This window comes from Phaeobacter sp. S60 (genome assembly GCF_000826845.1).
Lineage (GTDB): Bacteria > Pseudomonadota > Alphaproteobacteria > Rhodobacterales > Rhodobacteraceae > Phaeobacter > Phaeobacter piscinae.
In genome coordinates this window covers 286,517-310,435 of record NZ_JSWJ01000012.1, presented here as the reverse complement: position 1 = coordinate 310,435, position 23,919 = coordinate 286,517, and the positions used below count along the sequence as shown (strand labels likewise).

The following is a 23,919-nucleotide window of genomic DNA, read 5'->3' as shown; positions in this document are numbered from 1 at the left end:
CTGACGACCATATGCTAAACAAGGCATATGTTGTTTGATCTTCCTGACCATGAGGCGCTGTATCAGGCGCTGCTCAATCGCGATGACCGGTATGACGGGCAGGCTTATGTCTGCGTCGCCACCACCGGCATCTTCTGTCGCCTGACCTGCCCGGCACGCAAACCCAAACGCGAGAACTGCCAGTTTTTCGGCAGCGTAGGCGAATGTATCGAAGCCGGGTTTCGCGCCTGCAAACGGTGCCACCCCCTGCGCCCGATGGCAGAGGCGGATCCCGCAGTGGCCACCCTTTTGGCGGCCCTGGATCAACGCCCGGACTACCGCTGGGGGGAGGGGGATATCACCCGCATGGGCTTTGATCTCTCCACGGTGCGGCGCAGTTTCAAGCGGCAGTTCGGCATGACCTTTCTGGAGATGGCCCGCCAGCGCCGGCTGCGCGAAGGTTTCACCGTGTTGTCGGACGGCGGCAAGGTGATCGAGGCGCAGCTGGATGCGCAATTTGACTCCCCAAGTGCGTTTCGCGCCGCATTTGCCCGCCTGTTGGGACGTGCGCCTGGCAGCCTGACCGGCGAAGGCCTGTTGCTGGCGGATTGGATTGCGACACCGCTTGGTGACATGATTGCCGTTGCCAGCAAGACAGAACTGCATTTGCTGGAATTCGTGGAGCGCAAGGCGCTCAAGGGCGAATTGGACAAATTGCAACGCGCGGTGAAAGGCGACCTCGGCATAGGTCCCACACCGCCGAGCGAGCAGATCCGGGCGGAACTGGATGCGTTTTTTGCGGGGCGTTCGGCGCGATTTGAGACTCCTTTGGCCTATCATGGCACAGCCTTCATGCAGCAGGTCTGGGACGCGCTGCGACAGATCCCACCGGGCATCACCCGCAGCTATTCGGAGATTGCGCGCACCATAGGCCGCCCTGATGCCACCCGTGCTGTTGCCCGCGCCAATGGCGCCAATCAGATCGCTTTGGTGGTGCCCTGCCACCGGGTGATTGGTGCGGATGGGTCGCTGACCGGATACGGTGGGGGGCTGTGGCGCAAACAGCGACTCTTGGACATTGAGCGCCAGTATCGCACATCGGCGGCGCAGCCGGTCTGAGGACCTCGCCCAAGACCGGAGGGGCGCGTAGATAGTCCCTCCAGACCGATCGGCGGTTTCCCAACCCCCGGCAAATCTGTAGAAGGCAGTAACGCCACTCAGAGCCGGAGCCTGAAACCATGTCGACGCCCAAACCAGTTGTTCTGTGTATCCTTGATGGTTGGGGCAATGCCGATCCAGGAACCGCCAATGCGCCCTATCTGGCTCGGACACCAACGCTTGACGAGATTGCCAAGACCTGCCCAATGGCACGGTTGATCACCCATGGGCCGGATGTCGGCCTGCCAAGCGGGCAAATGGGGAACTCAGAGGTGGGCCACACCAATATCGGCGCCGGCCGGGTGGTGGCAATGGATCTGGGCCAGATTGATCTCGCAATCGAGGATGGTTCGTTTTTCGACAATGAGGCGCTGCAGGGCTTTATTGCCCGGCTGAAGGAAACCGGCGGTGCGGCACATCTCATGGGGTTGGTTTCGGATGGCGGCGTCCATGGCCATGTCACCCATATCCTTGCTGCGGTGAAGGCGATCCGCGATGCGGGTGTGCCTGTCTGGCTGCATGTGATGACCGATGGGCGCGATGTTGCCCCGAAATCTGCTCTGGACTTTGTCACCGCCCTGCAAGGCGATCTCGCGGAGGGCGCGCGTATCGCCACCGTGACGGGGCGTTACTATGCGATGGATCGCGACAATCGCTGGGAACGTGTCAGTCAGGCCTATGACGCAATGATTCATGGCCGCGGGCAATATGAGGCGGAGACCGCCGCGGACGCGATCAAGGCCAGCTACGCCCGCGATGAGCTGGATGAGTTTGTTAAGGCCACGGTGATTGATGGGTATGGTGGCGTGAAGGCCGGGGATGGCATTTTCTGCCTGAATTTCCGCGCCGACCGTGCCCGCGAGATCCTGCGCGCTATGGGAGAGCCGGGTTTTGATGCCTTCGATACCGGGGCACGCCCGGAGCTGGCAGCATTGCTGGGCATGGTGGAATATTCGGCAGGCCATAACGAATACATGCAAACCGTGTTTCCCAAACGCGCGATCATCAATACTTTGGGCGCTTGGGTGGCGAAACAGGGCAAGCGTCAATTCCGCCTCGCCGAGACGGAGAAGTATCCGCATGTGACCTTCTTCCTCAACGGTGGCAAAGAAGACCCTGAGGAGGGGGAAGACCGCGCCATGCCGAAATCGCCCAAGGTTGCGACCTATGATCTGCAACCGGAAATGTCAGCGCCTGAGGTGACCGAGCGGTTTGTCGAGGCGATTGAGGCGGGCTATGACCTGATTGTCACCAATTATGCGAACCCGGATATGGTTGGTCACACCGGTGATCTCGATGCTGCGATCAAGGCCTGCGAAGCGGTCGATCAGGGGCTGGCCAAGGTCGTCGCCGCGTTGAAGGCCGCAGGTGGCGTGATGCTGGTCACAGCTGATCATGGCAATTGTGAAGTGATGGTCGATCCTGACACAGGCGGCCCGCACACCGCCCATACCACCAATCTGGTACCCGTCGCGCTGGTTGGTGGACCGGCTGGGGCGGAGCTGCGTGATGGCCGTCTCGCAGATCTGGCACCAACGCTTTTGCAGCTGATGAACCTCCCGAAACCGGATGAAATGACCGGAGAGAGCCTGCTGGCATGAGCTCAGCATTTGGCATCTTGGGGCCGGTTGCTGTCTGGCGTGGCTTTCAGATCTGCGCCCTTGCGCTGGCTCTGTCCGCATCGGCAATGGGGGCAAGTGCGGCAGAGGATCCCGCGACAGCGGCGCAGCGGGCGGCCAACCAGCTGGAGACTGCCACGCTTGCGCTTCAGCAGGCGGAAACTGCACGGGACCGCGTAGCTGCATTGACCGAAACCGTCCGCGCCTATGAGGCCGGGCTGGCGGCCATGCGCGATGGCCTGCGCCGTGTCGCGCAGCGCGAGGGGCAGTTGGCGGCCCAGCTGAAAGCGCGCGAAGATGATGTGGCGGATTTGCTCGGGGTTTTGCAGACCATTGAGACTGCACCACCACCGGTGCTGATGCTGCACCCCTCGGGGCCGCTTGGGGCCGCCCGCTCTGCCATGACATTGGCTGAGGTGACACCGGCCTTGCAGGCGCGAGCAACCGCGCTGCGCCGTGATCTGGAGGAGGTCCAGACGCTGCGCCTGCTGCAACAAAGCGCCGCCAACACCCTGCAGGAAGGTCTGAACGGTGTGCAAGAGGCCCGCGTGCAACTGTCTGCCGCCATCGCCGACCGCACCGACCTTCCGCGTCGCTTTACTCAGGATCCGGTACGCACTGCGATCCTGATATCCTCGACAGAGACGCTCAGCGGCTTTGCCAGCGGGCTGGCTGAAATCGCCGAAGGGGAGATCGCAACAATTGAGGCCGATGTCAGTGCCCTGCGGGGCGAGCTGCCGATCCCCGTCGAAGGGCTGGTCCTGCGCGGCTATGGTGAAAAAGACGCCGCAGGCATCGCCCGTCCCGGCTGGTTGATTGCGGCACGTCCGCGCGCGCTGGTGGTGTCGCCCACCGCCGCCACGATCCGCTATCAGGGGCCGCTGCTGGATCTTGGCAATGTGGTCATCCTCGAACCGCAGCCCGAGACGCTATTTGTGCTGTCGGGACTGGCCGAAGTTTACGGAACCATGGGGGAGGTCATCCCCGCAGGAACCCCGATTGGCCTGATGGGGGGTAAAAACCCGGAAATCGGCGCCATTTTGTCACTAAGCGGTGAAGGGGCTGGAACTGACCGCACAGAAACGCTCTATATAGAAGTGAGAATGGACAACAGTCCGGTGGACCCCGAAACCTGGTTCCGCACCGACAAGGATGGAAATTAGTTCATGAGAAAATTCGCGATGGCCGCAGTGGGCGGCACGCTGGCAGGGATACTTGCCACCACCTATGTAGCTGAGCCGCTTCTGGCCCAGGAAGGCAGCCGGGAGGCCAGCGTTTATGAGCAGCTGGACCTCTTTGGGGACATCTTTGAACGCATCCGCGTGCAATATGTCGAAGATGTCGATGAGACTGAGCTGATTGAAGCCGCCATTGGTGGCATGCTCGCCTCACTGGACCCGCATTCCAGCTATCTCTCCCCGGATGATGCCGCCAATATGCGGGTGCAGACCCGTGGCGAATTTGGTGGGCTGGGCATTGAGGTCACGCAGGAAGAAGGCTTCGTCAAAGTGGTCTCGCCCATTGATGGCACCCCGGCGGATGAGGCCGGGATGGAATCGGGCGACTTCATCACCCATGTGGATGGCGAAAGCGTTCTGGGGCTGGCTCTGGACGAGGCGGTGGATCTGATGCGCGGGCCGGTTGGCTCCGAGATCGTCATCACCGTTGTGCGCGAAGGTGAGGCGGAGCCCTTTGATGTGTCGATCATTCGCGACACCATCAAGCTGACGGCCGTACGCGCCCGGACCGAAGATGAAACGGTTGTTCTGCGCCTGACCACTTTCAACGACCAGACCACGCCAAACCTTGAGGCGGGCCTGAAAAAGCAGCTGGAAGAGGCCGGCGGCATGGACAATGTCAACGGTATCGTACTTGATCTGCGCAACAACCCCGGTGGTCTGCTGACGCAGGCGATCAGAGTGGCGGACAGCTTCCTCGACAGCGGTGAAATCGTCTCTACCCGTGGGCGTAATCCTGAGGACGGCGAACGGTTCAATGCCACTCCCGGCGATCTGGTCGACGGCAAACCCATTGTGGTGCTGATCAATGGCGGGTCGGCTTCAGCATCTGAGATTGTCGCGGGTGCCCTTCAAGATCACCGCCGTGCCATTGTGGTCGGCACCAAATCCTTTGGTAAAGGGTCGGTCCAGACGGTGATGCCACTGAAGGGGGATGGTGCGATGCGCCTGACCACAGCGCGGTATTACACGCCCTCCGGCCGTTCGATCCAGGCGCTTGGGGTGTCCCCGGATATTGTCGTGGAACAGCCGCGCCGGGATCCAAATGCGGAAGAGGAAGAGGAAAATACCTCCGCCGCCCGCCGGACCCGGTCTGAGGCAGATCTGCGGGGGCGTCTGAACAACGACAGCCTTTCCGAGGATGAGGTCCGCCAGATCGAGGAAGACCGCGCCAAAGCGGAGGCCGCAGCGGAGCGCCGCGAAGAGGATTATCAACTGGCCTATGCCATCGATATTCTGAAAGGTCTGTCAAAGCTGGGCCCGGAAGAGTAACCGCCAGCTATCTGCCCAAAACCAATCAAAACCGCCCCGTGAGCGATCCGGGGCGGTTTCTTTTTTAATCATCTGCCAAGACAGCGGCGGTTTATTCAGGTGGCAATCCACCTGCGGTGACATGCCGACGAAACCGTCTTGGCGGCAGCCCTGTCCCCCGCGCAAACACACGGCTGAAATGGGCGGGGTCAGCATAGCCAAGCTCATAGGCGATCTGTGCTGCACTCAATGTCGTGTAAATCAGCAGGCGACGCGCCTCACGCAGCATCCGCTCGTTGATCAGCTGTGAGGCGGATTGCCCGGTGGCCTGATGGCTGATCCGATTGAGGTGCGTTGTCGAAACGGCAAGTTCACGTGCGTAGTCGCTGACCTGACGCCGGGCACGGAAATCCCGGTTTACCAGTGTTTCGAACCGGGCAAACAATTGATGCGCCTTCAGTTTGGCATCGCGGGACTGCTGCGCACCGATGTATTGCGCGACCGTGCCGGTGACCGCGCCCACAAGTCCACGTAGGATCGCTGTACGTGCAAACCCGTCGGCACCATAAGCATCACGGATCGCGGTGATAAGCTGTAACAAGTCATCCCGCAGGGGGGTGACCGCCGCACGATCCAGCGTTGTCAGAATGTCGGAACTATCGCCAAGCACCTGATCCATAAGGTCGGACGTCAATGTCAGCACCCATCCTCTGGTATCGCTGCTAAACCGGAACCCATGCACGGCACCCCGAGGGATATTGATCATGCACGGGGAATGAAGATCCTGCTCGATACCGTCAAGCGTGGTCAGACCACCGCCTTGCGTCAGCGTCAAAATCTGATGCAACCGGGCATGGCGATGGGGCGTCAGCGACCAATCGTGGAGCGAGGACCGTGCCTCAATGCTCTCGATATGCAGAAGATCGGCCAGTTCTGTATTCTCCCCAAACAGGGAGTAGGTGGTTATCGCCTTTGGGTCGGTCATGTGCGAAATATACAAGAATGCGGCGATTGGGTCTATTCGCAAGATGGCGGAGTTTCGGCATGATGTGTGGGCGAACAGGAGAGAGCTGATGCAGAGCCAGACAACACAGGTGGTGATTGTTGGAGGTGGTCCCTCCGGGCTGTTGCTGTCGCAGCTGCTGCACCGGGCCGGGATCGACACAATCGTGCTGGAGCGTCAGACCCGGGACTACGTGCTGGGACGCATTCGCGCAGGCGTTCTGGAGCACGGGTTTGTGGACTTGCTGCGCCGGGCTGGCGCCAGCGCGCGCATGGACCGCGACGGTATGGTGCACCACGGATTTCACATTGCCCATCAGGGGCGGCTAGACCGTATCGATCTTGCTGGCAGCGCCAAGGGACAGACGGTGATGGTTTACGGCCAGACCGAGGTGACGCGCGATCTCTATGAGGCCCGTGACGCCATGCGAGGGCAGATCATCCACGAGGCCGCGAATGTCGCGCTGCATGATCTGACGACGGTGCGGCCTTATGTTACCTATGAACAGCAGGGCGAAACCCGTCGCATTGATACCAAGTTCATTGTTGGCGCGGATGGGTTTCACGGGGTCAGCCGCAAGTCGATCCCGTCGGATGTCCTACGTGAATACGAAAAGGTCTACCCGTTCGGCTGGCTCGGCGTGCTCTCGCAGACATCGCCCGCTGCGGATGAGTTGATCTATGCCCGGCACGACCGTGGATTTGCGCTGTGTTCGATGCGCAATCCTCAGTTGAGCCGCTACTACATTCAGGTGCCGCTGACCGACCGGGTCGAGGACTGGAGCGATGCCGCCTTCTGGGAGGAGTTGAAGCGACGTCTGCCCGACGATGTGGCACGTGGATTGCAAACCGGGCCCTCAATTGAGAAGTCCATCGCGCCGCTGCGCAGCTTCGTGGCAGAGCCTATGCGCTATGGCGCGCTGTTTCTGGCGGGCGACGCCGCCCATATCGTGCCCCCCACCGGGGCCAAGGGGCTGAACCTTGCGGCCTCGGATATCCATTATCTCTACGACGGTTTGTCTGATCACTTCCTGCGCGGTGATGACACTGCGCTGGACAGCTATTCCGAGCGCGCGCTGGCGCGGATTTGGAAAGCTGAACGGTTCAGCTGGTGGATGACCAACCTGCTGCATCGCTTCCCTGACATGTCGCCAGCGGATCTGCGGCTGCAGCAGGCCGATCTCGACTATCTGTTCTCCTCCGATGCGGCGCAGGCATCTTTGGCCGAAAACTACGTTGGTTTGCCTTATTAGGGTCTAAACTCAGGCGTTTCCCCAAGCGACAGTCAGCCGCTTTTCGGGGCGATTTTGCTGCTCTGCCAGATCCATCAGGGCACCGCCAAAATCGGCAAAGGAAATCTGCGACAGCCCATCGGCATCGGTCACCAGCGTATCGGTGCCCCATTCGTAGCGGTCCCGGCGCTCTCCCTCCTGCAGCATCGCAGGTGGGCGCAGGCAGGTCCAATCCGCATATGATGTACTCTCCAGCAAATGATCCTGCGCGGCGCAGGCCTCTGCAATCGGACGCACCGCATCCGGCAGAAAACCTGGTGCGCTCAGCACCGTTTCCCCGCTGCCGTCAGCCAGTTTCAAAAGGGCAGCGCCGCCGGTGATCAGAGCGGGGATATTGCCCGCTTCCGCGGCCCGCAGCACCGCTTGCGTCAACGCCACCAGCAAGGCGTCCTGCCCGGCGATCGGGCGCAATGCGCTGATAATGATCTGATGGCGGCGTGCAAGATCGGTCAGTTGTTCGGAGCTGGTCAGCACATCCAGAGCGAGCGGTGTCACCAGCTGGTCGCCCAGTGGTCCGCGCAGGTCGGGATTGCGCGCAATCGCAGTCACACGGTGCCCGCGTTCAATGGCCTGCTGCGCCGTGGCGCGGCCGACATCTCCGGTCGCCCCAAAAAGAAGAATATCCATGTTATGCCTCATATCTTGATGTCGAGATAATTGATGATGTAAAAATAGTTTGACGTCAAGATAAATTTCGTCCTGCACCAGTGCACAAGATAATGCGCACCTGTAAACGCTGGCGCTGCAATCCCCGCTGGCGGTTGCGCAATGTTGGCGCTACCTTGCACTGAACTGATGAGTTTACTTTTGAAGGAGGCAGCAATGTCAGCCATCCTATCCATTCGTGATTTGGAAAAGACATATGAGGGTGGGTTCCAGGCCCTCAAGGGAGTCTCGCTCGATATTGAGGAGGGCGAAATCCTTGCGTTGCTCGGTCCAAACGGCGCCGGTAAAACCACGTTGATTTCAACTGTCTGCGGCATCACAACACCCACATCAGGCCATGTCACGGTCGGCGGGCACGATATTATTGAAGACTTTCGCGCCGCGCGCAGCCTGATCGGGCTGGTGCCGCAGGAAATCAATCTTGAGCCCTTTGAAACGGTCTGGAACTCCGTCAGATTTTCCCGCGGGCTGTTTGGCAAACCGCGCAATGATGCCTTGCTTGAGGATATCCTGCGCAAACTGTCGCTCTGGGATAAACGCAAGAGCCAGATTAAGGAACTGTCAGGCGGCATGAAACGGCGCGTCCTGATAGCCAAGGCGCTTAGCCACGAACCCCGCATTCTGTTCCTCGATGAACCGACCGCTGGCGTCGACGTGGAATTGCGCAAAGACATGTGGGATGTGGTGGCAGAGCTGAAGCGCGATGGTGTCACCATCATTCTAACCACCCATTATATCGAGGAAGCCGAGGCCATTGCCGACCGGGTCGGCGTCATCACCAATGGAGAAATCCTGCTGGTCGAGGAGAAGGCCAAACTGATGGCGCAACTCGGTAAGAAGCAGCTGGAAGTCCAGTTGACCGACGCACTGACAGCGGTCCCCGACAGCCTTGCTGCCTATGGGCTGACCCCGACTGAGGACGGGCGCGGGCTGATTTATTCCTACGACACCAACGCCGAGCGCACCGGCATCACGGCGCTGCTGAACGACGTGGCAAAATCCGGCCTTACGCTGGCGGATGTGCAAACCCGGCAATCCAGCCTTGAAGACATATTTGTCGGGCTGGTTTCAGGAGAATCGACATGAACTGGACAGCAATCTCTTCAATCTATCGCTTTGAAATGGCAAGGTTCTTTCGCACGCTGATGCAAAGCTTCCTGTCTCCGGTGCTGTCCACCTCGCTTTATTTCGTAGTGTTCGGAGCCGCCATCGGCAGCCGCATTGATCAGGTCGAAGGGGTGCCGTACGGTGCTTTCATCGTGCCGGGTCTGATCATGCTCAGCGTGATGACGCAGGCCACGTCCAACGCGTCCTTCGGGATCTATTTTCCCAAATTTATCGGCACCATTTATGAGTTGCTCTCCGCGCCGGTGAATTTCCTGGAGATCGTGATTGGCTATGTGGGTGCGGCGGCGACGAAGGCGCTGTTCATCGGCGTGGTTATACTGGTGACGGCGTCGCTCTTTGTTGATCTGACCATCGCGCACCCGCTGGCTATGGTATTGTTCATGGTGCTGACATGCGTCAGCTTTGCTCTGTTGGGCTTCATCATTGGGGTCTGGGCCAAAAACTTTGAACAGCTGCAACTGGTGCCTTTGCTGATCGTCACGCCACTGGTGTTCCTGGGCGGGTCGTTTTATTCGATCTCGATGCTGCCGCCAATCTGGCAGAAGATCACCCTCTTTAATCCGGTGGTCTATTTGATCTCCGGTTTCCGCTGGTCGTTCTTCGGCGCCTCAGATGTGCCTGTCGGGCTTAGCCTTCTGGCGATCGGTGGGTTTACAGCACTCTGTCTTGCGGTGATCTGGTGGATCTTCAAAACCGGTTGGCGCATTCGGTCCTGATGGCCAGGCAATTTGGTTAAGCCATCAAGCCCCGGCGACGGGTCTTGAGCATCACACACACGATATCGGGGCGGCCCTGATCAGGCTGCCCCAACGGCAGGCAATCTGTGCGGACGTCGCACGTATTGAGGGAACGTTGCAATTTTACCCAAGCTGCGCGGCTTTTTGCCGCTGCGCTTGCTTCGTTCCGGCGCCATCCCTTGTTTCAGGGCAGTCGGCATTCTACATCGGCGCCATGAACCTGAAATTGCCCTTCTTGAACAAGCCACCGCTGGTTGCTGTTGTGCGCCTCAATGGCGCCATTGGCATGGCCGGTCGCGGCGCACTGAATGATGCCGCGCTTGGCCCGGTGCTGGAACGTGCCTTTCGCAAGGGCAAACCGGCTGCGGTCGCGCTCGAGATCAACTCGCCCGGGGGCTCACCCGTGCAAAGCGCCCTGATCGGCGCGCGTATTCGTCGCCTCTCGGAAGAGCTGAAGGTCCCCACTATCGCCTTTGTCGAAGATGTGGCGGCCTCAGGGGGCTACTGGCTGGCGGCCTCGGCGGATGAGATCTGGGCCGATGAAAGCTCGATCCTTGGCTCCATTGGCGTCATTTCCGCAGGCTTCGGTGCCCATGTGTTCCTGGCGCGTCAAGGCGTTGAGCGGCGGGTCTATACGGCCGGTCGCAGCAAATCGATGCTGGACCCGTTCCGTCCGGAAAATGCAGCGGACGTGAAGCGCCTGAAGCAGCTCTTGGGCGATATCCACGACAATTTCATCGCCCATGTTAAAGATCGCCGTGGCGACAAACTGGACAGCAGCGAGGATCTTTACACCGGTGAGATCTGGCTTGGACGACGCGCCGCCTCCCTTGGTCTGATTGATGGCATCGGCCATTTGCGCCCCAAAATGCAGGCGCGCTTTGGTCCCAAGGTGCGGTTCCGCCGCTACGGCATTAAGAAGCCGCTTCTGGGGCGGATCGGTATGCAGATAGCGCAAGACGCGCTGAGCGGCATTGAGGAACGCGCCGAATACGCGCGGTTTGGCCTCTGACGTGATTTTTAAGATCGTTTCCCTGTTTCTTGTGGTGATGGCTGTGCTGGCGATGTTCGGCAAGCTGCGGATGCCCGGCCAAAAACACCTGGCCTCGCGGCGCTGTGGCAGCTGCGGCCGCTTCAAGATCGGAAAAGGCCCCTGCGCCTGCAAAAAGAATGGAGGGCCTCGGCAATGATGCCATGGCTGTTGTCTGGACTTGGGCTTGTGATCCTGCTGCTCGCCGGGGACGCTTTGGTGCGCGGGGCTGTGAACCTCAGCCTGCGGCTGGGTGTGCCGGCGTTGATCGTCAGTCTGACGATCGTGGCTTTTGGCACCTCGGCGCCGGAGCTGCTGATCGCCATCCGCGCCGTCGGGGAAAACGCGGACGGGATTGCGCTTGGCAATGTGGTCGGGTCAAACACGGCCAACATCCTGATGGTTCTGGGCATTCCTGCCCTGATGCGATCCTTGCACACCAGCGAGTGCGACACGCGCAAGAACTATGTGTTTATGCTGATCGCCTCGGTCCTGTTTATTGGACTGGCCTTCTGCGGCACTTTCACGGTCTGGTCCGGCCTGATCCTGCTGGCGGCCCTTTCTGTGGTTCTTGGCGTTGCCTTCCGCGAGGCCCGCGCCCATCGCCGCAATGGCAAGGACAGTGAGCTGGATGACATCGAGGAGGCCGATCCCGATATGCCTTACTGGCGGATCGGCATCTACCTTTTCCTGGGGCTGATCGGCCTGCCGCTGGGGGCTGATTTGCTGGTCGACAACGCGTCGATCATCGCCCGCACCTATGGGGTCACGGAAACTGTGATCGGCCTGACGCTGGTGGCCATTGGCACCTCTTTGCCGGAACTCGCGACCACCGTCATGGCAGCGTTGCGCCGTCAGGCGGATGTCGCGCTTGGCAATGTTATTGGCTCCAACATGTTCAATCTGCTGGCGATCGTCGGCATCGCGACCTTTGTTGGTCCGATCAGTGTTGACCCCTCTTTCCTGCGGGCGGATCTCTGGGTGATGCTGGCCTCGTCACTGCTGCTGGTGCCCTTTGTCTTCTTCAAAATGGACATCACCCGCACCTGGGGTGTGATTTTATCTGCCGTTTATGTGGTCTACCTGGTGCAGCTGTTCTAACTCATTGCCAACAGGCAGATGAGGAGAGAGCAAAATGCGGGCATTGGTAACCGGCGCGGGCAAGCGACTTGGCCGCGCGATGGCGTTGGAACTGGCGGCAAACGGCTACGACGTCGCCGTCCACTACGCGAGCTCAGCTGACGCAGCAGCAACCACAGCGGCAGATATTCGTGCGATGGGCCGCGTTGCTGTTCCCCTGCAGGCCGACCTGCTGGAGGAGGCAGCGACTGAGGCTCTGCTGCCTGCTGCAGCGGAGGCTCTGGGAGGGCCGATCACCTGTCTGGTGAACAACGCCTCTATATTTGAGCACGACAGTCTGGAGACGGCGACCCGCAACAGCTGGGATCGCCATATGGACAGCAATTTGCGTGCGCCCTTTATCCTGACGCAGCAGTTGGCCGCGCAGGAACTGCCACAACAGGTTGATGAGCAGGGGCGGGCGCTGGCGTCTGCCTCCGTCATCAATCTCATTGATCAGCGCGTGCGCAAACTGACACCGGACTTCATGACCTATACGCTGGCGAAATCCGCGCTTTGGACGCTGACCCGCACCAGTGCGCAGGCGCTTGCGCCCCGCATCCGTGTCAATGGTATCGGCCCGGGACCCACGCTGAGAGGTCCGCGGCAGACCGAAAGCCAATTCGCCCGCCAATGTGCCAACACCCCGCTGCAGCGCGGTGCCGACCCGGCTGATATCAGAGCGGCGCTGAGCTATCTTTTGCGCGCGCCATCGGTCACCGGGCAGCTGATTTGCATCGATAGCGGTCAGCATCTCAGCTGGGAAACACCGGACGTTGTGGGGCTGGAATAACCCGCTTTGCGGAGCGGTTCAAAAGTGGTAGCGCCGAAGTTGTGCACGTAGCGTCAATCCGTCGTCAATTCGTTACAAAAATCCGTTTGGAATCATTAACTTGTCCGCAGAAATAAAAATTATATATTGTTATCAGTGCCTTGCGGTTGTGCCTAATTTTTAGGCAAACGCTGGAAATCAGCCAAAAATAAGGAAAAATCGCGGATAGCCATAAGATATTACCAGACTTATCCACAGCATCAGTGGATTTGTTCCATGTTGATCCCGATGCGCTAACATTGCAGACCACCTGCGGGAATCATAGATCTCGAAACATGACAGACCATCAGCCCGAATCCTCGCCGGAAACGGCACGCCCGACCCTCCGGACGGGGTACGCCGTAATACAGGACTATCTGAAGACCCTGGACAGCTCTCCGGGCGTCTACAGGATGCTGGATAGCGAGAGCCGTGTCCTCTACGTCGGTAAGGCGCGTAATCTGCGGGCGCGGGTGTCGAACTATTCCCGTCCGGGCCATTCGCCCCGGATTGAGCGGATGATCGCGGCAACCGCATCGATGATGTTCCTGACCACCCGCACGGAGACTGAGGCGCTGCTGCTGGAGCAGAACCTGATCAAGCAGCTCAAGCCGAAATACAACGTGCTGCTGCGCGACGACAAAAGTTTCCCCAATATTCTGGTCGCAAAGGATCACGCGTTTCCGCAAATCAAGAAACACCGCGGCACCCGGCGCGAGAAGGGCAGTTATTTTGGTCCCTTCGCGAGTGCAGGCGCGGTCAACCGAACGCTCAACCAGTTGCAGAAGGCTTTCCTGCTGCGCAATTGCAGCAATGCGATGTTCGAAAGCCGCACGCGTCCCTGCCTGCAATATCAGATCAAGCGCTGCACCGCGCCCTGTACCGGTGAAATCTCGGCCGAGGACTATGCGGCCTCCGTGCGGGATGCCGAGCGGTTTCTGTCCGGGCGCTCCACCAAGATCCAGGAAGAGCTGGCCGAACAGATGGCCGCCGCCTCCGAGGCGATGGAGTTTGAGCGGGCCGCCGCCCTGCGCGACCGGATCAAGGCGCTGACGCAGGTGCAGACCTCGCAGGGCATCAATCCCCGTGGTGTGGCGGAGGCGGATGTTATCGGTCTGCATCTCGACAGCGGACAGGCCTGCGTGCAGGTGTTTTTCATTCGCGCCAATCAGAACTGGGGCAACCAGGATTTCTATCCCCGTATCAACGGTGATGTTTCCCCGGCGGAGGTGATGGAGGCCTTCATCGGCCAGTTCTACGACAATAAGGAGCCGCCCCGGCAGCTGATCCTGTCTGATGAGATTGAAAACGGCGACCTGATGGAGCAGGCACTCAGCGACAAGGCCGGGCGCCGGGTCGAAATTCTGGTGCCGCAACGCGGGGAGAAGACAGAGCTGGTGGCGGGTGCCGTCCGCAACGCCCGCGAATCCCTGGCCCGCCGCATGGCCGAGAGCGCGACACAGGCAAAACTGCTGCGCGGTGTGGCCGAGGCCTTTGGTCTGGAAGGGCCGCCGCAGCGGATTGAGGTCTACGACAACTCGCATATTCAGGGCAGCCATGCGGTGGGGGGCATGATCGTCGCCGGCCCCGAAGGGTTCATGAAGAACGCCTATCGCAAGTTCAACATCAAAGGGGATGACCTCACGCCCGGTGATGATTTCGGCATGATGAAGGAAGTTCTCAACCGCCGCTTCTCTCGTTTGTTGAAGGAGGATCCCGACCGTGAGAAGGGCCTCTGGCCGGATCTTCTGCTGATTGACGGCGGCGCCGGACAGGTCAGCGCGGTGGCGGAGATCATGGCTGAACATGGTGTGCAGGACATCCCTATGATTGGTGTCGCCAAAGGTGTCGACCGGGACCACGGCAAGGAGGAATTTCACCGCTTGGGTGAGCCCGCCTTTGCGCTCCAGCGCAATGATCCGGTGCTTTATTTTGTGCAGCGGATGCGGGATGAGGCGCACCGGTTTGCAATTGGCACCCACCGCGCCAAACGGGCGAAAGCCATGGGCGCCACGCCGCTGGATGAGGTGCCGGGCGTCGGTGCGGCCCGCAAACGTGCGCTGTTGGCGCATTTTGGCAGCGCCAAGGCGGTCAGCCGGGCCAACCTGTCAGACCTGAAGGCGGTAGAGGGGGTCTCGGCGGCGCTGGCGCAACGGATCTATGATTTCTTCCACGCGCAGGGCTAGATGCCCAACTCCAGTGTCAGCCTGTCTGGCAGCGATCTGGTGCCGGGCGTGGCGCGCTTCGTGGGGGGGAGAAGGTATCGCGGCGACAAGGTCCTGACTTGATGGTCAAAAAACAGTCGCGAAGATGTGGCCATTCGCCTCCGAAAATTCATCTGTACCGCTTTCCACCCGTGAAACTGCGGGCTAGTGTGCAGCCATGAAATGGACCGTGCCCAATATCCTCACCCTGATGCGCCTGGTGGCAGCACCGGGGCTCGCGATTATGTTCCTCTATTTTTCGCGCCCCTATGCGGATTGGTTTGCGCTGATCCTCTTTGTCAGCGCGGCGATCACCGACTGGTTTGACGGCTACCTCGCCCGGTCCTGGGGCCAGGAGACGAAGATGGGGGCGATGCTTGATCCCATCGCTGACAAGGCGATGGTTGTGATCGCATTGATGATCCTCGTTGGATACGCCGCCGAACACTGGACACCCTGGCTGGTGCTGCCCGCCACGGTGATCCTGTTTCGTGAGGTGTTTGTCTCCGGTCTGCGCGAATTTCTCGGCGATACGGCGGGCACGCTCAAGGTGACGGCGCTGGCAAAATGGAAGACCACCGCGCAGATGATCGCCATCGCCACGCTGTTTTCCCAAGGGATTTTCGAACACTATCTGGTGATGTCTTCCTTTGGCATGGATCAGGCGCTTGTCGATCAGATTATGCTGGGGGAGGTCAGCGATGAATTTGGCCTGCGCTGGAAATACGAGGGTATGATCTGGACCAGCCGGTTGGGCCTGTTGCTGCTGTGGGTCGCAGCCGCGCTGACGCTGATCACTGGCGCCGACTACATGCGCAAGGCGCTGCCACATCTGAAGGAGACGCGCTGATGGATGTTCTCTACTTCGCCTGGGTGCGCGAGCGTATCGGACTGCCCAAGGAGCGTGTGGACAGCACGGCCGCAAATGTGCGCGATCTGGTGGCTGAACTCAGCGCCCGCGATCCGCGCTATGCGGCCGCCTTCGCCGATCTGTCGGCGCTACGTGTGGCGCTGGATCAGGATCTTTCAGATTTTGATGCCTCGCTTGATGGCGTGCGAGAGGTGGCGTTTTTCCCACCGATGACCGGAGGCTGAGCGATGCGGATCGCAGTGCAGACGGACGCCTTTGATCTGGGGGAGGAAAGCCAGCGCTTTGCGTCGGATGTTGCGACCTCCGGCGCGAATGCCGGCGCTATTGTAACCTTCACCGGCGTGGTGCGGGGGTCCGACAGCGGTGAGATGGTGGCGATGGAGATTGAGCATTATCCCGGCATGACCGAGCGCGCGATAGAGGCGATCACGCAGGAGGCACAACAGCGCTGGTCCCTTGCGGATGCGCTGGTCATTCATCGTCATGGGCAGTTGGTTCCGGGCGAGCAGATCATGATGGTCGCCACCGCGGCACGTCATCGCGCCGATGCGTTTGAGGCGGCGGAATATCTGATGGATTACCTCAAATCCCGCGCCCCCTTCTGGAAGAAAGAGCTGACTCAGGACGGCACCGGCAACTGGGTCGAGGCCAAGGACAGCGACGAAGAGGCGCTGACCCGCTGGGACTGACCCCACTGCGGTTTGATCCGCTGGGAAGATTGTAGTCCCCGCAGAGCGCCTCAGGCGTGCAGCTGTCCGCGCAGTTCTTCGGCTTCGCGGCGCGCATCTCGCAGACCGTCCATCGCCGCCCGCAACTCTGCCTCGGTCTGGGCCAGCTGATTGGACAGCTCCGCCTCACGCTGTTGCAGATAGGTGATCGCCTGATCGCGAGTTTCTTCTGCTTCGTGCAATTCCTGGCTCATCCGGTCCAGATCGGCCACGTCGCTCTGCTTCACGCGGGTAAAGCGATGCACCAGCCAATTGGCAAACCACCCCATCGCAAAGGCGACAAACAGGATAATGGCAGTGGTGATGATGAACTCTGTCCTGTTCATTGTCCGGATGTCTCCTGTTCACTGTCGGAAGGGGTCTCTGAGGTGCCTTCAGGGGCGGTGGCGGCCTCATCAAGCGTGGTTTCGCTGGCGGCCTCATTGGCCGGGCGGATCAGGCGGAATTCGATCCGACGATTGGCTTCACGGCCATCTTCGGTGTCATTGCTCGCGATCGGGGTGCTTTCGCCGTACCCCTTGGCGGTGAAGCTGCTGGTGACCAGACGACGGCCGCGCAGCTCATTGAGAACCGATTGTGCCCGCGCTTGGCTGAGGTTCTGGTTCATTTCTTCGCGCCCCTGACTGTCGGTATGGCCCTGGATTTCCAGCCGCACCCCGTCACAGCGCGCCAGGATGTCGGCGATCTGATCCAATGTGTCCCGGCTGTCGGCGGCCACGGTCGCCGACCCCGGTTCAAAGGTGATTTTTGAGACTGTCTGCACCGCAGCCAGCTCCGCCTCACACAGTTCCGGCGACATCGGCTTATCCGCAGGTTCCGGCGGCTCCTCATAGGTGACGTTCAGCTCATAGCTCTCTGCCTCGCCCAGTTTGGCGGACAACAGCTTGGCGATCTCGGAGGGCGCATCTTCGCGATGGCTCATTCCGCTCAGGCTCAGGCTGTCCGGGGTCACAGACACCGCGCCGCGTTGAAGATGGGACAGCGCCTCAAGCCCGGCCAGCACCCGCACCGGCCAATCGGCAGGCAGATCCTCAACCACCCGCGTGGCACTATAGACATTCTGTGAACCGAACCGCGCCTTGGCATAGCTGCTGCTGATCTGGCGCAGCGCCTCATCCGAAATCCGCCCACGCAGCTGCACCTGTCCTTCCGGGCTCAAGGTTGCGGTAAACTCAGGTGGGCCGCTGCCTTCATTGGTTTCCGGCTCGGGCAAGACCGCATGCAGGGCAAAAACCTGGGGCAGCGCGCTCTCCAGCTCGCCGACCACATGATCAAACAGTGCCGGTGCGGTCCCTTCCGCTGCAACCAGCGTCATATCGGCATTGGCCAGCGTCACCGATCCCGCGCCCAGCTCTGCCAGGGATGCAATCCCCAGCTCTGCGGCGCGGGCCCAATTGGGCGAGGGCACGCCCATACCAATTACGCAATCAGCCTTGCCGTCAAACCCGGCCTTGGTCGCCGCCCGCAGAATGCGGTCGCGGCTCAGCTCGCTTTCGGCAGAGCAGGCATCAAAACGGCCGCCGGTGTCATCCAGACTGTAGCGCAGCGTAAACGGGGTGATGACCGGGCGCGGCGCCGCAATATCCAGCGACAGGCGCAGCCCGGCAGGCGCCATGCGGGTCAGGCGTTTCTCGATCTGTTCCTTGGCTTCGGCGCTATCGGAAATGGCTGTGATGGAAACTTCCTCCGCCTCGACCGAGATCTTTGACCGGGGCAGCAGACTCAGCGCATCCAATGCGTAGTCCATTGCGGGCATCCAGCCCTTGGGGGCGGTGTAATTTGCGGTTTCCAGTAGATCCGCCACCTGATCCTCACCTGCTATCGTATTCAGCCGGGCGATCACTGTGTCGCGGTCGGTCACCCGCGGGATCAGTCCGATGATCGAAATGCCGCTGTCGTTGCGCAGAATTTCGGCTGAAAACCGGGGCGGGGCAATGCCTTCTGAGGGGGTGATTTGCATCTCGTCGATCACCCGCGCCGCGTCGACCACGCCGCCGACCAGCGATATCACGCCAAACCGTGTGGCCTCATCGGGTGCGGTGCCATTCAGGATCACACGCAGCCCGTCAGCGGTGACTTCGGCCCAGGTATGACCGGCTTTGTCCAGCGCACGGCGTACGGCGGTTTCGCTGCCTGCTTCGATGCCCGTCACCGCAAAACCGGCCACCACCAGGCTCAGCGCGGCAGCGGCGACAAAGGTCAGGCCAGAGATCAAAAGCGAGGACAGGCGCATGGGTAGGCTGGTCTCCGTTGGGGCGTCCGTCTGAGACGGCTTTTGCCTGTCTTACAGGGGCTGCGCGACGGGTTCAATCATGCGAACAGAGCTGCGGCAAAGAAGATCAGCGGAATCAAGCCCGTATCCCGGTTGAGGCGAAACAATTGCAACAAACGATCAGTGTTCTCCGCATCGAACACCCGCAGCTGCCAGGTCATATGCCAGCCCATCGCCCAAGGCGCGACCAGCGCCAGCATCAGCGCCAGAACCGATCCCTGCGGCTGCACAGCCAAAATGATGGCAATTGCCATCAGGCTGACGGTGGCGACAATGAACCGGCGCAGCCACATGGGCGTCTGCGTGCCAAACAGCCGTGCCGTCGATTTGACCCCGATCAGTGCGTCATCCTCAGTATCCTGATGGGCATAGATGGTGTCGTAGAACAGCGTCCAGGCAATTCCCGCCAGATACAGGATAACCGCTGGCCAGTTCAGCGTGCCGGTATGGGCAACCCAGGCCAGCATTGCGCCCCAGTTGAAGGCCAGCCCCAGAAACACCTGTGGCCACCAGGTGAACCGCTTGGCAAAGGGATAGATCGCCACCGGGAACAAGGCCAGAATGCCCATCGCGATCGCGGCCTGATTGAAACTCAGCAGAATACCGAGCGAGATCAGCGCCTGCAGCCCCATCCAGACAACAGCCCCGGTGACCGTGACCTGACCCGATGGAATGGGTCGTGACCGGGTGCGTTCCACCTGCCCATCAAAATTGCGGTCGGTGATATCGTTCCAGGTGCAGCCCGCTCCGCGCATCAGCCAGGCTCCGGCGGCGCAGGCGGCAAAAATCCACAGATCCCCCCAGCGTGGGCTTTGATCCCATAGGATCGCCAGCATTAGCCCCCACCAGCAAGGGATCAACAGCAGCCAGGTCCCGATGGGTCGATCCGCGCGGCTGAGGCGCAGATAGGGGCGGCTCCATTCAGGGGCGTAGCGATCGACCCAATTGCCTTTGACCGCATCTGCGACCTGTCCATCTGGTGTTGGCGTCCCGCCTTGCATATGTATGCCTCATGAGTGCAAAGATCAGACTGTATGTAGAGCACCCGCTGGGGGCAGGGCAATCGGTTCCTCTGGACCGGGATCAGGCGCATTACCTGTTTGGGGTGATGCGGCAGGCGGTTGGGGCGCAGCTATTGCTGTTCAACGGAGAAGACGGCGAATGGCGCGCCGAGGTGGCCGAGGCCAGCAAGCGCAGTGGCGTTCTTATCTGTCAGGAGCAAACCCGCCCGCTGGTGTTGCCGCCGGATCTGTGGCTGTTGTTTGCCCCGATCAAAAAGGCCCGTACCGATTTTATCGTGGAGAAGGCTGCCGAAATGGGCGCGGCGCGGATTCTGCCGGTACAGACCGAGTTCACAAATTCCGACCGCATTCGCCAGGACCGCCTTCAAGCCCACGCGGTTGAAGCCGCCGAACAATGTGGTGGCACCTATGTGCCAGAGGTGGCCGATCTGCAAAAACTCTCCCGCGTGCTGGACCACTGGCCCGAAGAGCGCCAGCTGATGTTTTGCGACGAAGCCGAGGTCGGCAGCGCCTTGGCACTGGCCAGCGAGACAGCGGCACAGGTGCCCTGGGCGATTCTCATTGGTCCCGAAGGTGGGTTTTCTGAGGCCGAACGCAAGCGTCTGCACGCGCTGCCGCAATCTCATGTCGTAAGCCTCGGCCCGCGCATCCTGCGCGCTGATACCGCTGCGGTCGCGGCACTAACCGTTTGGCAGCAACGCTATGGAGATTGGGGATGAGCTGGCGTCCGGCACAGGACGGCGACCTCGCTGCGATCCATGATCTGCTGCGTCGCAACGTCGCCAGCTCCATGTTTCTACTGATCAATCTGCGCGACCACGGCCTGCACGGGGCCGAGGCCAAGGCCATGCGCCTGTGGGTGCGCGCCAGTGGCAATGGCGGCGTGGCGGGTCTGACCAACGATGGCACCCTGTTGTTGCAGTCGGCGGAGGCCAGCGCCACGGACTGGCACGAATTGCAACAGCTGGTCGAGCAGCGACTGGCAGAGACCTCATCGCACCCCCAGGTCGGCGTCTTGGGGGAAACGACGCAAGCGCGTCGCTACCTTGTGGCCACCGGGCTCGACCAGCACCCCAAACGGCTTGATCGGGATGAACCGGGGCTGGCGCTATCACTGACGGATCTGGATCTGCGCAGCCTAGACCGACCGCAACTAAAGGGCGCGACGCTACACCCGTTGTCGGCTGCGCCCCGTCCGATGCTGGTGCAGTGGCGGGCGGCTTATCATCAGGAAATTCTCGGCACCCCCTCGAGTGAGGCGGTGGCCATCGCATCACAGGATATCGACAGTTTCCTGCTGCGCGACAGTCATCGGGTGCTGAACATCGCAGACCGCTGGGTCGCGATGACAGGATTTAACGCGCAGCTGCCAGAGGTGGTGCAGATCGGCGGGGTCTACACACCGCCGGAACAACGCGGCCACGGCTACGCCCGCTGCGCGCTGGCACTGCACCTGAAGGAGGCCCATGCGGCAGGGGTGGAACAGTCTGTGCTCTTTGCTGCGGGAGAGGCCGCCGTGCGGGCCTATCGGGCCATCGGATTCCAGCCCATTGGCGGCTATTCGCTGATCCTTTTTGATCACGCACCGCAGCCTGCGATGGCTGGGGGAGCGTCTGCCTCATGACCTTCATTCGACCAGAAGCCCGCGCGGCCCTCTGGCGCTGGCGCGAGATGATTGCGGCGACGGCTCTTGGTGCGCTTGGCCTGTTCTGGGCGCTTGGCAGCTATGGAGGGCAGGCGCTGCTGGGCTGGGCGCTGCTGGGGCTGGGCGTTGTGATCGCGGTCATCGGCATGCAGCGCATGCGGTTTCGCCTCGGCGGCGGCGGCCCCGGTGTGGTTCAGGTGGACGAAGGGCAGATCGCCTATTTCGGCCCCCTCACTGGCGGTGCTGTCGCGCTTTCCGAACTGGAGCGCCTGACATTGGATCACGCCGCCAAACCACCCCATTGGCTGCTGGATCAACCGGGGCAGTCCGCATTGGCGATCCCGGTCAATGCAACCAACACCGATGCACTCTTTGATGCCTTCGCGACCCTGCCGGGGTTGCGCATGGAGCGGATGCTGGCAGAATTGCACAGATCCGGCGGTCACCAGGTCGTGATCTGGGAGCGCGCGCCAACACGACCAACCGTGCACAGGCTGCATTGACACTGCCGAAAATACCGACCACGACTTGCAGCGCAAGACGGATCAACCTTACGGAGAGCCCCAGATGTCTATCCCTCAATCCGGCGGTGGGCCGATCGAACGGCACGAACAATTGGCGGAATATCTTGCCTCTGGCTGCAAGCCCCGTGACCAATGGCGTATCGGCACCGAGCATGAGAAATTTGGCTATTGCAAGGACTCGCTGAAGCCGCTGCCGTTTGAGGGGACGCGCTCTATTGTGGCCGTTCTTGAGGGCTTGCGCGACCGCCACGGCTGGTCGGAGGTGCGCGAAGGCGGCCATCTGATCGGCCTTGAAAAAGATGGTGCCAATGTCTCGCTGGAACCAGGTGGCGCGCTGGAACTCTCAGGGGCCCCGTTGGAGACGATCCATGAGACCTGCGACGAGGTGAACACCCACCTGCGCGAGGTGAAGGATATCGCCGATGAAATCGGCGTCGGTTTCATCGGTCTTGGGGCCGCTCCGATCTGGTCCCACGAAGAAATGCCATTGATGCCCAAGGGCCGCTATAAGCTGATGGACGCCTATATGGGCAAGGTCGGCACTATGGGCCGCACCATGATGCGCCGGACTTGCACCGTTCAGGTGAACCTCGACTTCGGGTCCGAGGCGGACATGGTGCAGAAAATGCGCGTGGCCATCGCCCTGCAACCCGTCGCAACCGCTCTCTTTGCCAATTCGCCCTTCCTTGAGGGCAAGCCGAACAACCACAAATCCTGGCGCTCGCGCGTTTGGCGCGATCTGGATGCGGACCGGACCGGCATGGTGCCTTTCGTCTTTGACGAGGGGTTCGGTTTCGAGCGCTGGGTCGAATATGCGCTCGATGTGCCGATGTATTTTGTCTATCGCGACGGTGAGTATATCGACGCGCTTGGCATGTCGTTCCGCGACTTCCTGAAGGGGGAGCTGCCCGCACTGCCGGGGCAAACGCCCACCCTGAGCGATTGGGCCGATCATCTGACCACCGCCTTCCCCGAAGCGCGGATCAAGAAATACATGGAAATGCGCGGTGCCGACGGCGGCCCCTGGCGCCGCCTCTGTGCCCTGCCAGCTTTCTGGGTGGGGATGATGTACGATCAATCCAGCCTTGATGCCGCCTGGGATCTGGCAAAGGGCTGGGATGCCGAGACCCGCGAGGCCCTGCGTGTGGCCGCATCGGAACAGGGGCTGCAGGCACAGGTCGGCAACATCAAAATGCATGATCTGGCCCGCGAAGTTGTGGCGATCTCAGAGGCGGGCCTCAAATCCCGCGCACGCGCCGGGGCCGGGGGGCTGGTGCCGGATGAAACCCACTTCCTGAATGCGTTGAAGGACAGTATCGAAACCGGCAAAGTCCCCGCGGATGAGCTGCTGGATCGCTATTATGGCGATTGGAATGGCGATCTGAGCCGCATCTACTCTGAATACAGCTACTAGGTCCCATAAGGGTTCAGGTTGAAATCACCGAAAGGGCGCTGGCAGGCGCCCTTTTTTCTGCCCGGGCAGCGCGGCAGTTTTGCGGCGGGTTCTGCTGGTGCTGGCGGAGGTTTTCGTTGGTGCTATCTGCTTGATTTTCCCCCTAATTGAGAGCTTGTTCTCTAAATATTGCCCCCCTAAAAGAGCGCGCAATCTATGGCTCTGAAAGG

General features: G+C 60.8%; 23 protein-coding genes. 18 read left to right on the top strand and 5 right to left on the bottom strand.

Annotation, left to right across the window (positions count from 1 at the left end):
* Positions 1-27 precede the first annotated feature (27 nt).
* From OO25_RS13455 to OO25_RS13440, 4 genes are all read left to right on the top strand, one after another.
* Positions 28-1,098, top strand: coding sequence for a bifunctional transcriptional activator/DNA repair enzyme AdaA (locus tag OO25_RS13455; protein ID WP_040171403.1), 1,071 nt, complete (start codon positions 28-30; stop codon positions 1,096-1,098).
* Positions 1,099-1,217: 119 nt separating this feature from the next.
* The gene (gene gpmI, locus OO25_RS13450; protein WP_040180681.1) at positions 1,218-2,738 is read left to right on the top strand and encodes a 2,3-bisphosphoglycerate-independent phosphoglycerate mutase; all 1,521 of its coding nucleotides are present in this window, start codon (positions 1,218-1,220) and stop codon (positions 2,736-2,738) included.
* Positions 2,735-3,919 (top strand): murein hydrolase activator EnvC, encoded by a 1,185-nt coding sequence (locus OO25_RS13445; RefSeq protein ID WP_052465674.1) that lies wholly within the window; start codon positions 2,735-2,737, stop codon positions 3,917-3,919. The genes gpmI and OO25_RS13445 overlap by 4 nt, the downstream gene beginning before the upstream one ends.
* 3 nt (positions 3,920-3,922) lie before the next feature.
* Positions 3,923-5,266: a S41 family peptidase gene (locus OO25_RS13440; protein ID WP_040180678.1), complete on the top strand. Its 1,344-nt coding sequence runs from the start codon at positions 3,923-3,925 to the stop codon at positions 5,264-5,266.
* Positions 5,267-5,357: 91 nt separating this feature from the next.
* On the opposite strand, the gene OO25_RS13435 is transcribed toward OO25_RS13440, so the two are convergent.
* Positions 5,358-6,230 (bottom strand): helix-turn-helix domain-containing protein, encoded by an 873-nt coding sequence (locus tag OO25_RS13435; protein WP_040180677.1) that lies wholly within the window; start codon positions 6,228-6,230, stop codon positions 5,358-5,360.
* Positions 6,231-6,318: 88 nt separating this feature from the next.
* Here OO25_RS13435 and pobA point away from each other — a divergent pair, with 88 nt between their 5' ends.
* Positions 6,319-7,500, top strand: coding sequence for a 4-hydroxybenzoate 3-monooxygenase (gene pobA / locus OO25_RS13430; RefSeq protein WP_040180675.1), 1,182 nt, complete (start codon positions 6,319-6,321; stop codon positions 7,498-7,500).
* A 9-nt stretch (positions 7,501-7,509) separates the two neighbouring features.
* On the opposite strand, the gene OO25_RS13425 is transcribed toward pobA, so the two are convergent.
* A complete protein-coding gene (locus tag OO25_RS13425; protein ID WP_040180674.1) occupies positions 7,510-8,166 on the bottom strand; it encodes an NAD(P)-dependent oxidoreductase in 657 nt (218 codons plus the stop codon).
* Positions 8,167-8,361: 195 nt separating this feature from the next.
* Here OO25_RS13425 and OO25_RS13415 point away from each other — a divergent pair, with 195 nt between their 5' ends.
* The 9 genes from OO25_RS13415 to OO25_RS13370 all read left to right on the top strand — a co-directional run bounded on the left by OO25_RS13415 (position 8,362) and on the right by OO25_RS13370 (position 16,794).
* On the top strand, positions 8,362-9,291 hold the full coding sequence (locus tag OO25_RS13415; protein ID WP_040180671.1) for an ABC transporter ATP-binding protein: 930 nt from the start codon (positions 8,362-8,364) through the stop codon (positions 9,289-9,291).
* On the top strand, positions 9,288-10,049 hold the full coding sequence (locus OO25_RS13410; RefSeq protein WP_040171384.1) for an ABC transporter permease: 762 nt from the start codon (positions 9,288-9,290) through the stop codon (positions 10,047-10,049). The genes OO25_RS13415 and OO25_RS13410 overlap by 4 nt, the downstream gene beginning before the upstream one ends.
* Before the next feature lie 235 nt (positions 10,050-10,284).
* Complete coding sequence (locus OO25_RS13405; RefSeq protein WP_040180668.1) at positions 10,285-11,082, top strand: S49 family peptidase; 798 nt, start codon at positions 10,285-10,287, stop codon at positions 11,080-11,082.
* Positions 11,083-11,256: 174 nt separating this feature from the next.
* Entirely contained in the window at positions 11,257-12,201 is a 945-nt protein-coding gene (locus tag OO25_RS13395) for a calcium/sodium antiporter (RefSeq protein ID WP_024098557.1), read from the top strand.
* Positions 12,202-12,235: 34 nt separating this feature from the next.
* On the top strand, positions 12,236-13,012 hold the full coding sequence (locus OO25_RS13390; RefSeq protein WP_040180667.1) for an SDR family oxidoreductase: 777 nt from the start codon (positions 12,236-12,238) through the stop codon (positions 13,010-13,012).
* Between the two features lie 314 nt (positions 13,013-13,326).
* Positions 13,327-15,216 carry an excinuclease ABC subunit UvrC gene (uvrC, locus tag OO25_RS13385; RefSeq protein WP_040171378.1) on the top strand — a complete coding sequence of 630 codons (1,890 nt, stop codon included), beginning with the start codon at positions 13,327-13,329 and terminating at the stop codon, positions 15,214-15,216.
* A 196-nt stretch (positions 15,217-15,412) separates the two neighbouring features.
* Entirely contained in the window at positions 15,413-16,084 is a 672-nt protein-coding gene (gene pgsA / locus OO25_RS13380; RefSeq protein ID WP_040171375.1) for a CDP-diacylglycerol--glycerol-3-phosphate 3-phosphatidyltransferase, read from the top strand.
* Complete coding sequence (moaD, locus tag OO25_RS13375) at positions 16,084-16,329, top strand: molybdopterin converting factor subunit 1 (protein ID WP_040171373.1); 246 nt, start codon at positions 16,084-16,086, stop codon at positions 16,327-16,329. The genes pgsA and moaD overlap by 1 nt, the downstream gene beginning before the upstream one ends.
* Positions 16,330-16,332: 3 nt before the next feature.
* Positions 16,333-16,794: a molybdenum cofactor biosynthesis protein MoaE gene (locus tag OO25_RS13370; protein WP_040180664.1), complete on the top strand. Its 462-nt coding sequence runs from the start codon at positions 16,333-16,335 to the stop codon at positions 16,792-16,794.
* Between the two features lie 50 nt (positions 16,795-16,844).
* Here OO25_RS13370 and OO25_RS13365 read toward each other — a convergent pair whose 3' ends face one another.
* The 3 genes from OO25_RS13365 to ubiA all read right to left on the bottom strand — a co-directional run bounded on the left by OO25_RS13365 (position 16,845) and on the right by ubiA (position 20,106).
* A complete protein-coding gene (locus OO25_RS13365) occupies positions 16,845-17,159 on the bottom strand; it encodes a hypothetical protein (protein ID WP_040171367.1) in 315 nt (104 codons plus the stop codon).
* The gene (locus OO25_RS13360; RefSeq protein ID WP_040180662.1) at positions 17,156-19,066 is read right to left on the bottom strand and encodes an OmpA family protein; all 1,911 of its coding nucleotides are present in this window, start codon (positions 19,064-19,066) and stop codon (positions 17,156-17,158) included. Before OO25_RS13360 ends, OO25_RS13365 begins: the two co-directional genes overlap by 4 nt.
* A 77-nt stretch (positions 19,067-19,143) precedes the next feature.
* Positions 19,144-20,106 (bottom strand): 4-hydroxybenzoate octaprenyltransferase, encoded by a 963-nt coding sequence (gene ubiA / locus OO25_RS13355; RefSeq protein WP_040171363.1) that lies wholly within the window; start codon positions 20,104-20,106, stop codon positions 19,144-19,146.
* A gap of 11 nt (positions 20,107-20,117) precedes the next feature.
* Here ubiA and OO25_RS13350 point away from each other — a divergent pair, with 11 nt between their 5' ends.
* The 4 genes from OO25_RS13350 to OO25_RS13335 all read left to right on the top strand — a co-directional run bounded on the left by OO25_RS13350 (position 20,118) and on the right by OO25_RS13335 (position 23,710).
* Positions 20,118-20,846 carry a 16S rRNA (uracil(1498)-N(3))-methyltransferase gene (locus OO25_RS13350; RefSeq protein WP_040180660.1) on the top strand — a complete coding sequence of 243 codons (729 nt, stop codon included), beginning with the start codon at positions 20,118-20,120 and terminating at the stop codon, positions 20,844-20,846.
* Positions 20,843-21,751: a GNAT family N-acetyltransferase gene (locus tag OO25_RS13345; RefSeq protein ID WP_040180658.1), complete on the top strand. Its 909-nt coding sequence runs from the start codon at positions 20,843-20,845 to the stop codon at positions 21,749-21,751. Before OO25_RS13350 ends, OO25_RS13345 begins: the two co-directional genes overlap by 4 nt.
* The gene (locus OO25_RS13340; RefSeq protein WP_040180656.1) at positions 21,748-22,275 is read left to right on the top strand and encodes a hypothetical protein; all 528 of its coding nucleotides are present in this window, start codon (positions 21,748-21,750) and stop codon (positions 22,273-22,275) included. Before OO25_RS13345 ends, OO25_RS13340 begins: the two co-directional genes overlap by 4 nt.
* Before the next feature lie 64 nt (positions 22,276-22,339).
* Positions 22,340-23,710 (top strand): glutamate--cysteine ligase, encoded by a 1,371-nt coding sequence (locus OO25_RS13335; RefSeq protein ID WP_040180655.1) that lies wholly within the window; start codon positions 22,340-22,342, stop codon positions 23,708-23,710.
* Positions 23,711-23,919 lie beyond the last annotated feature (209 nt).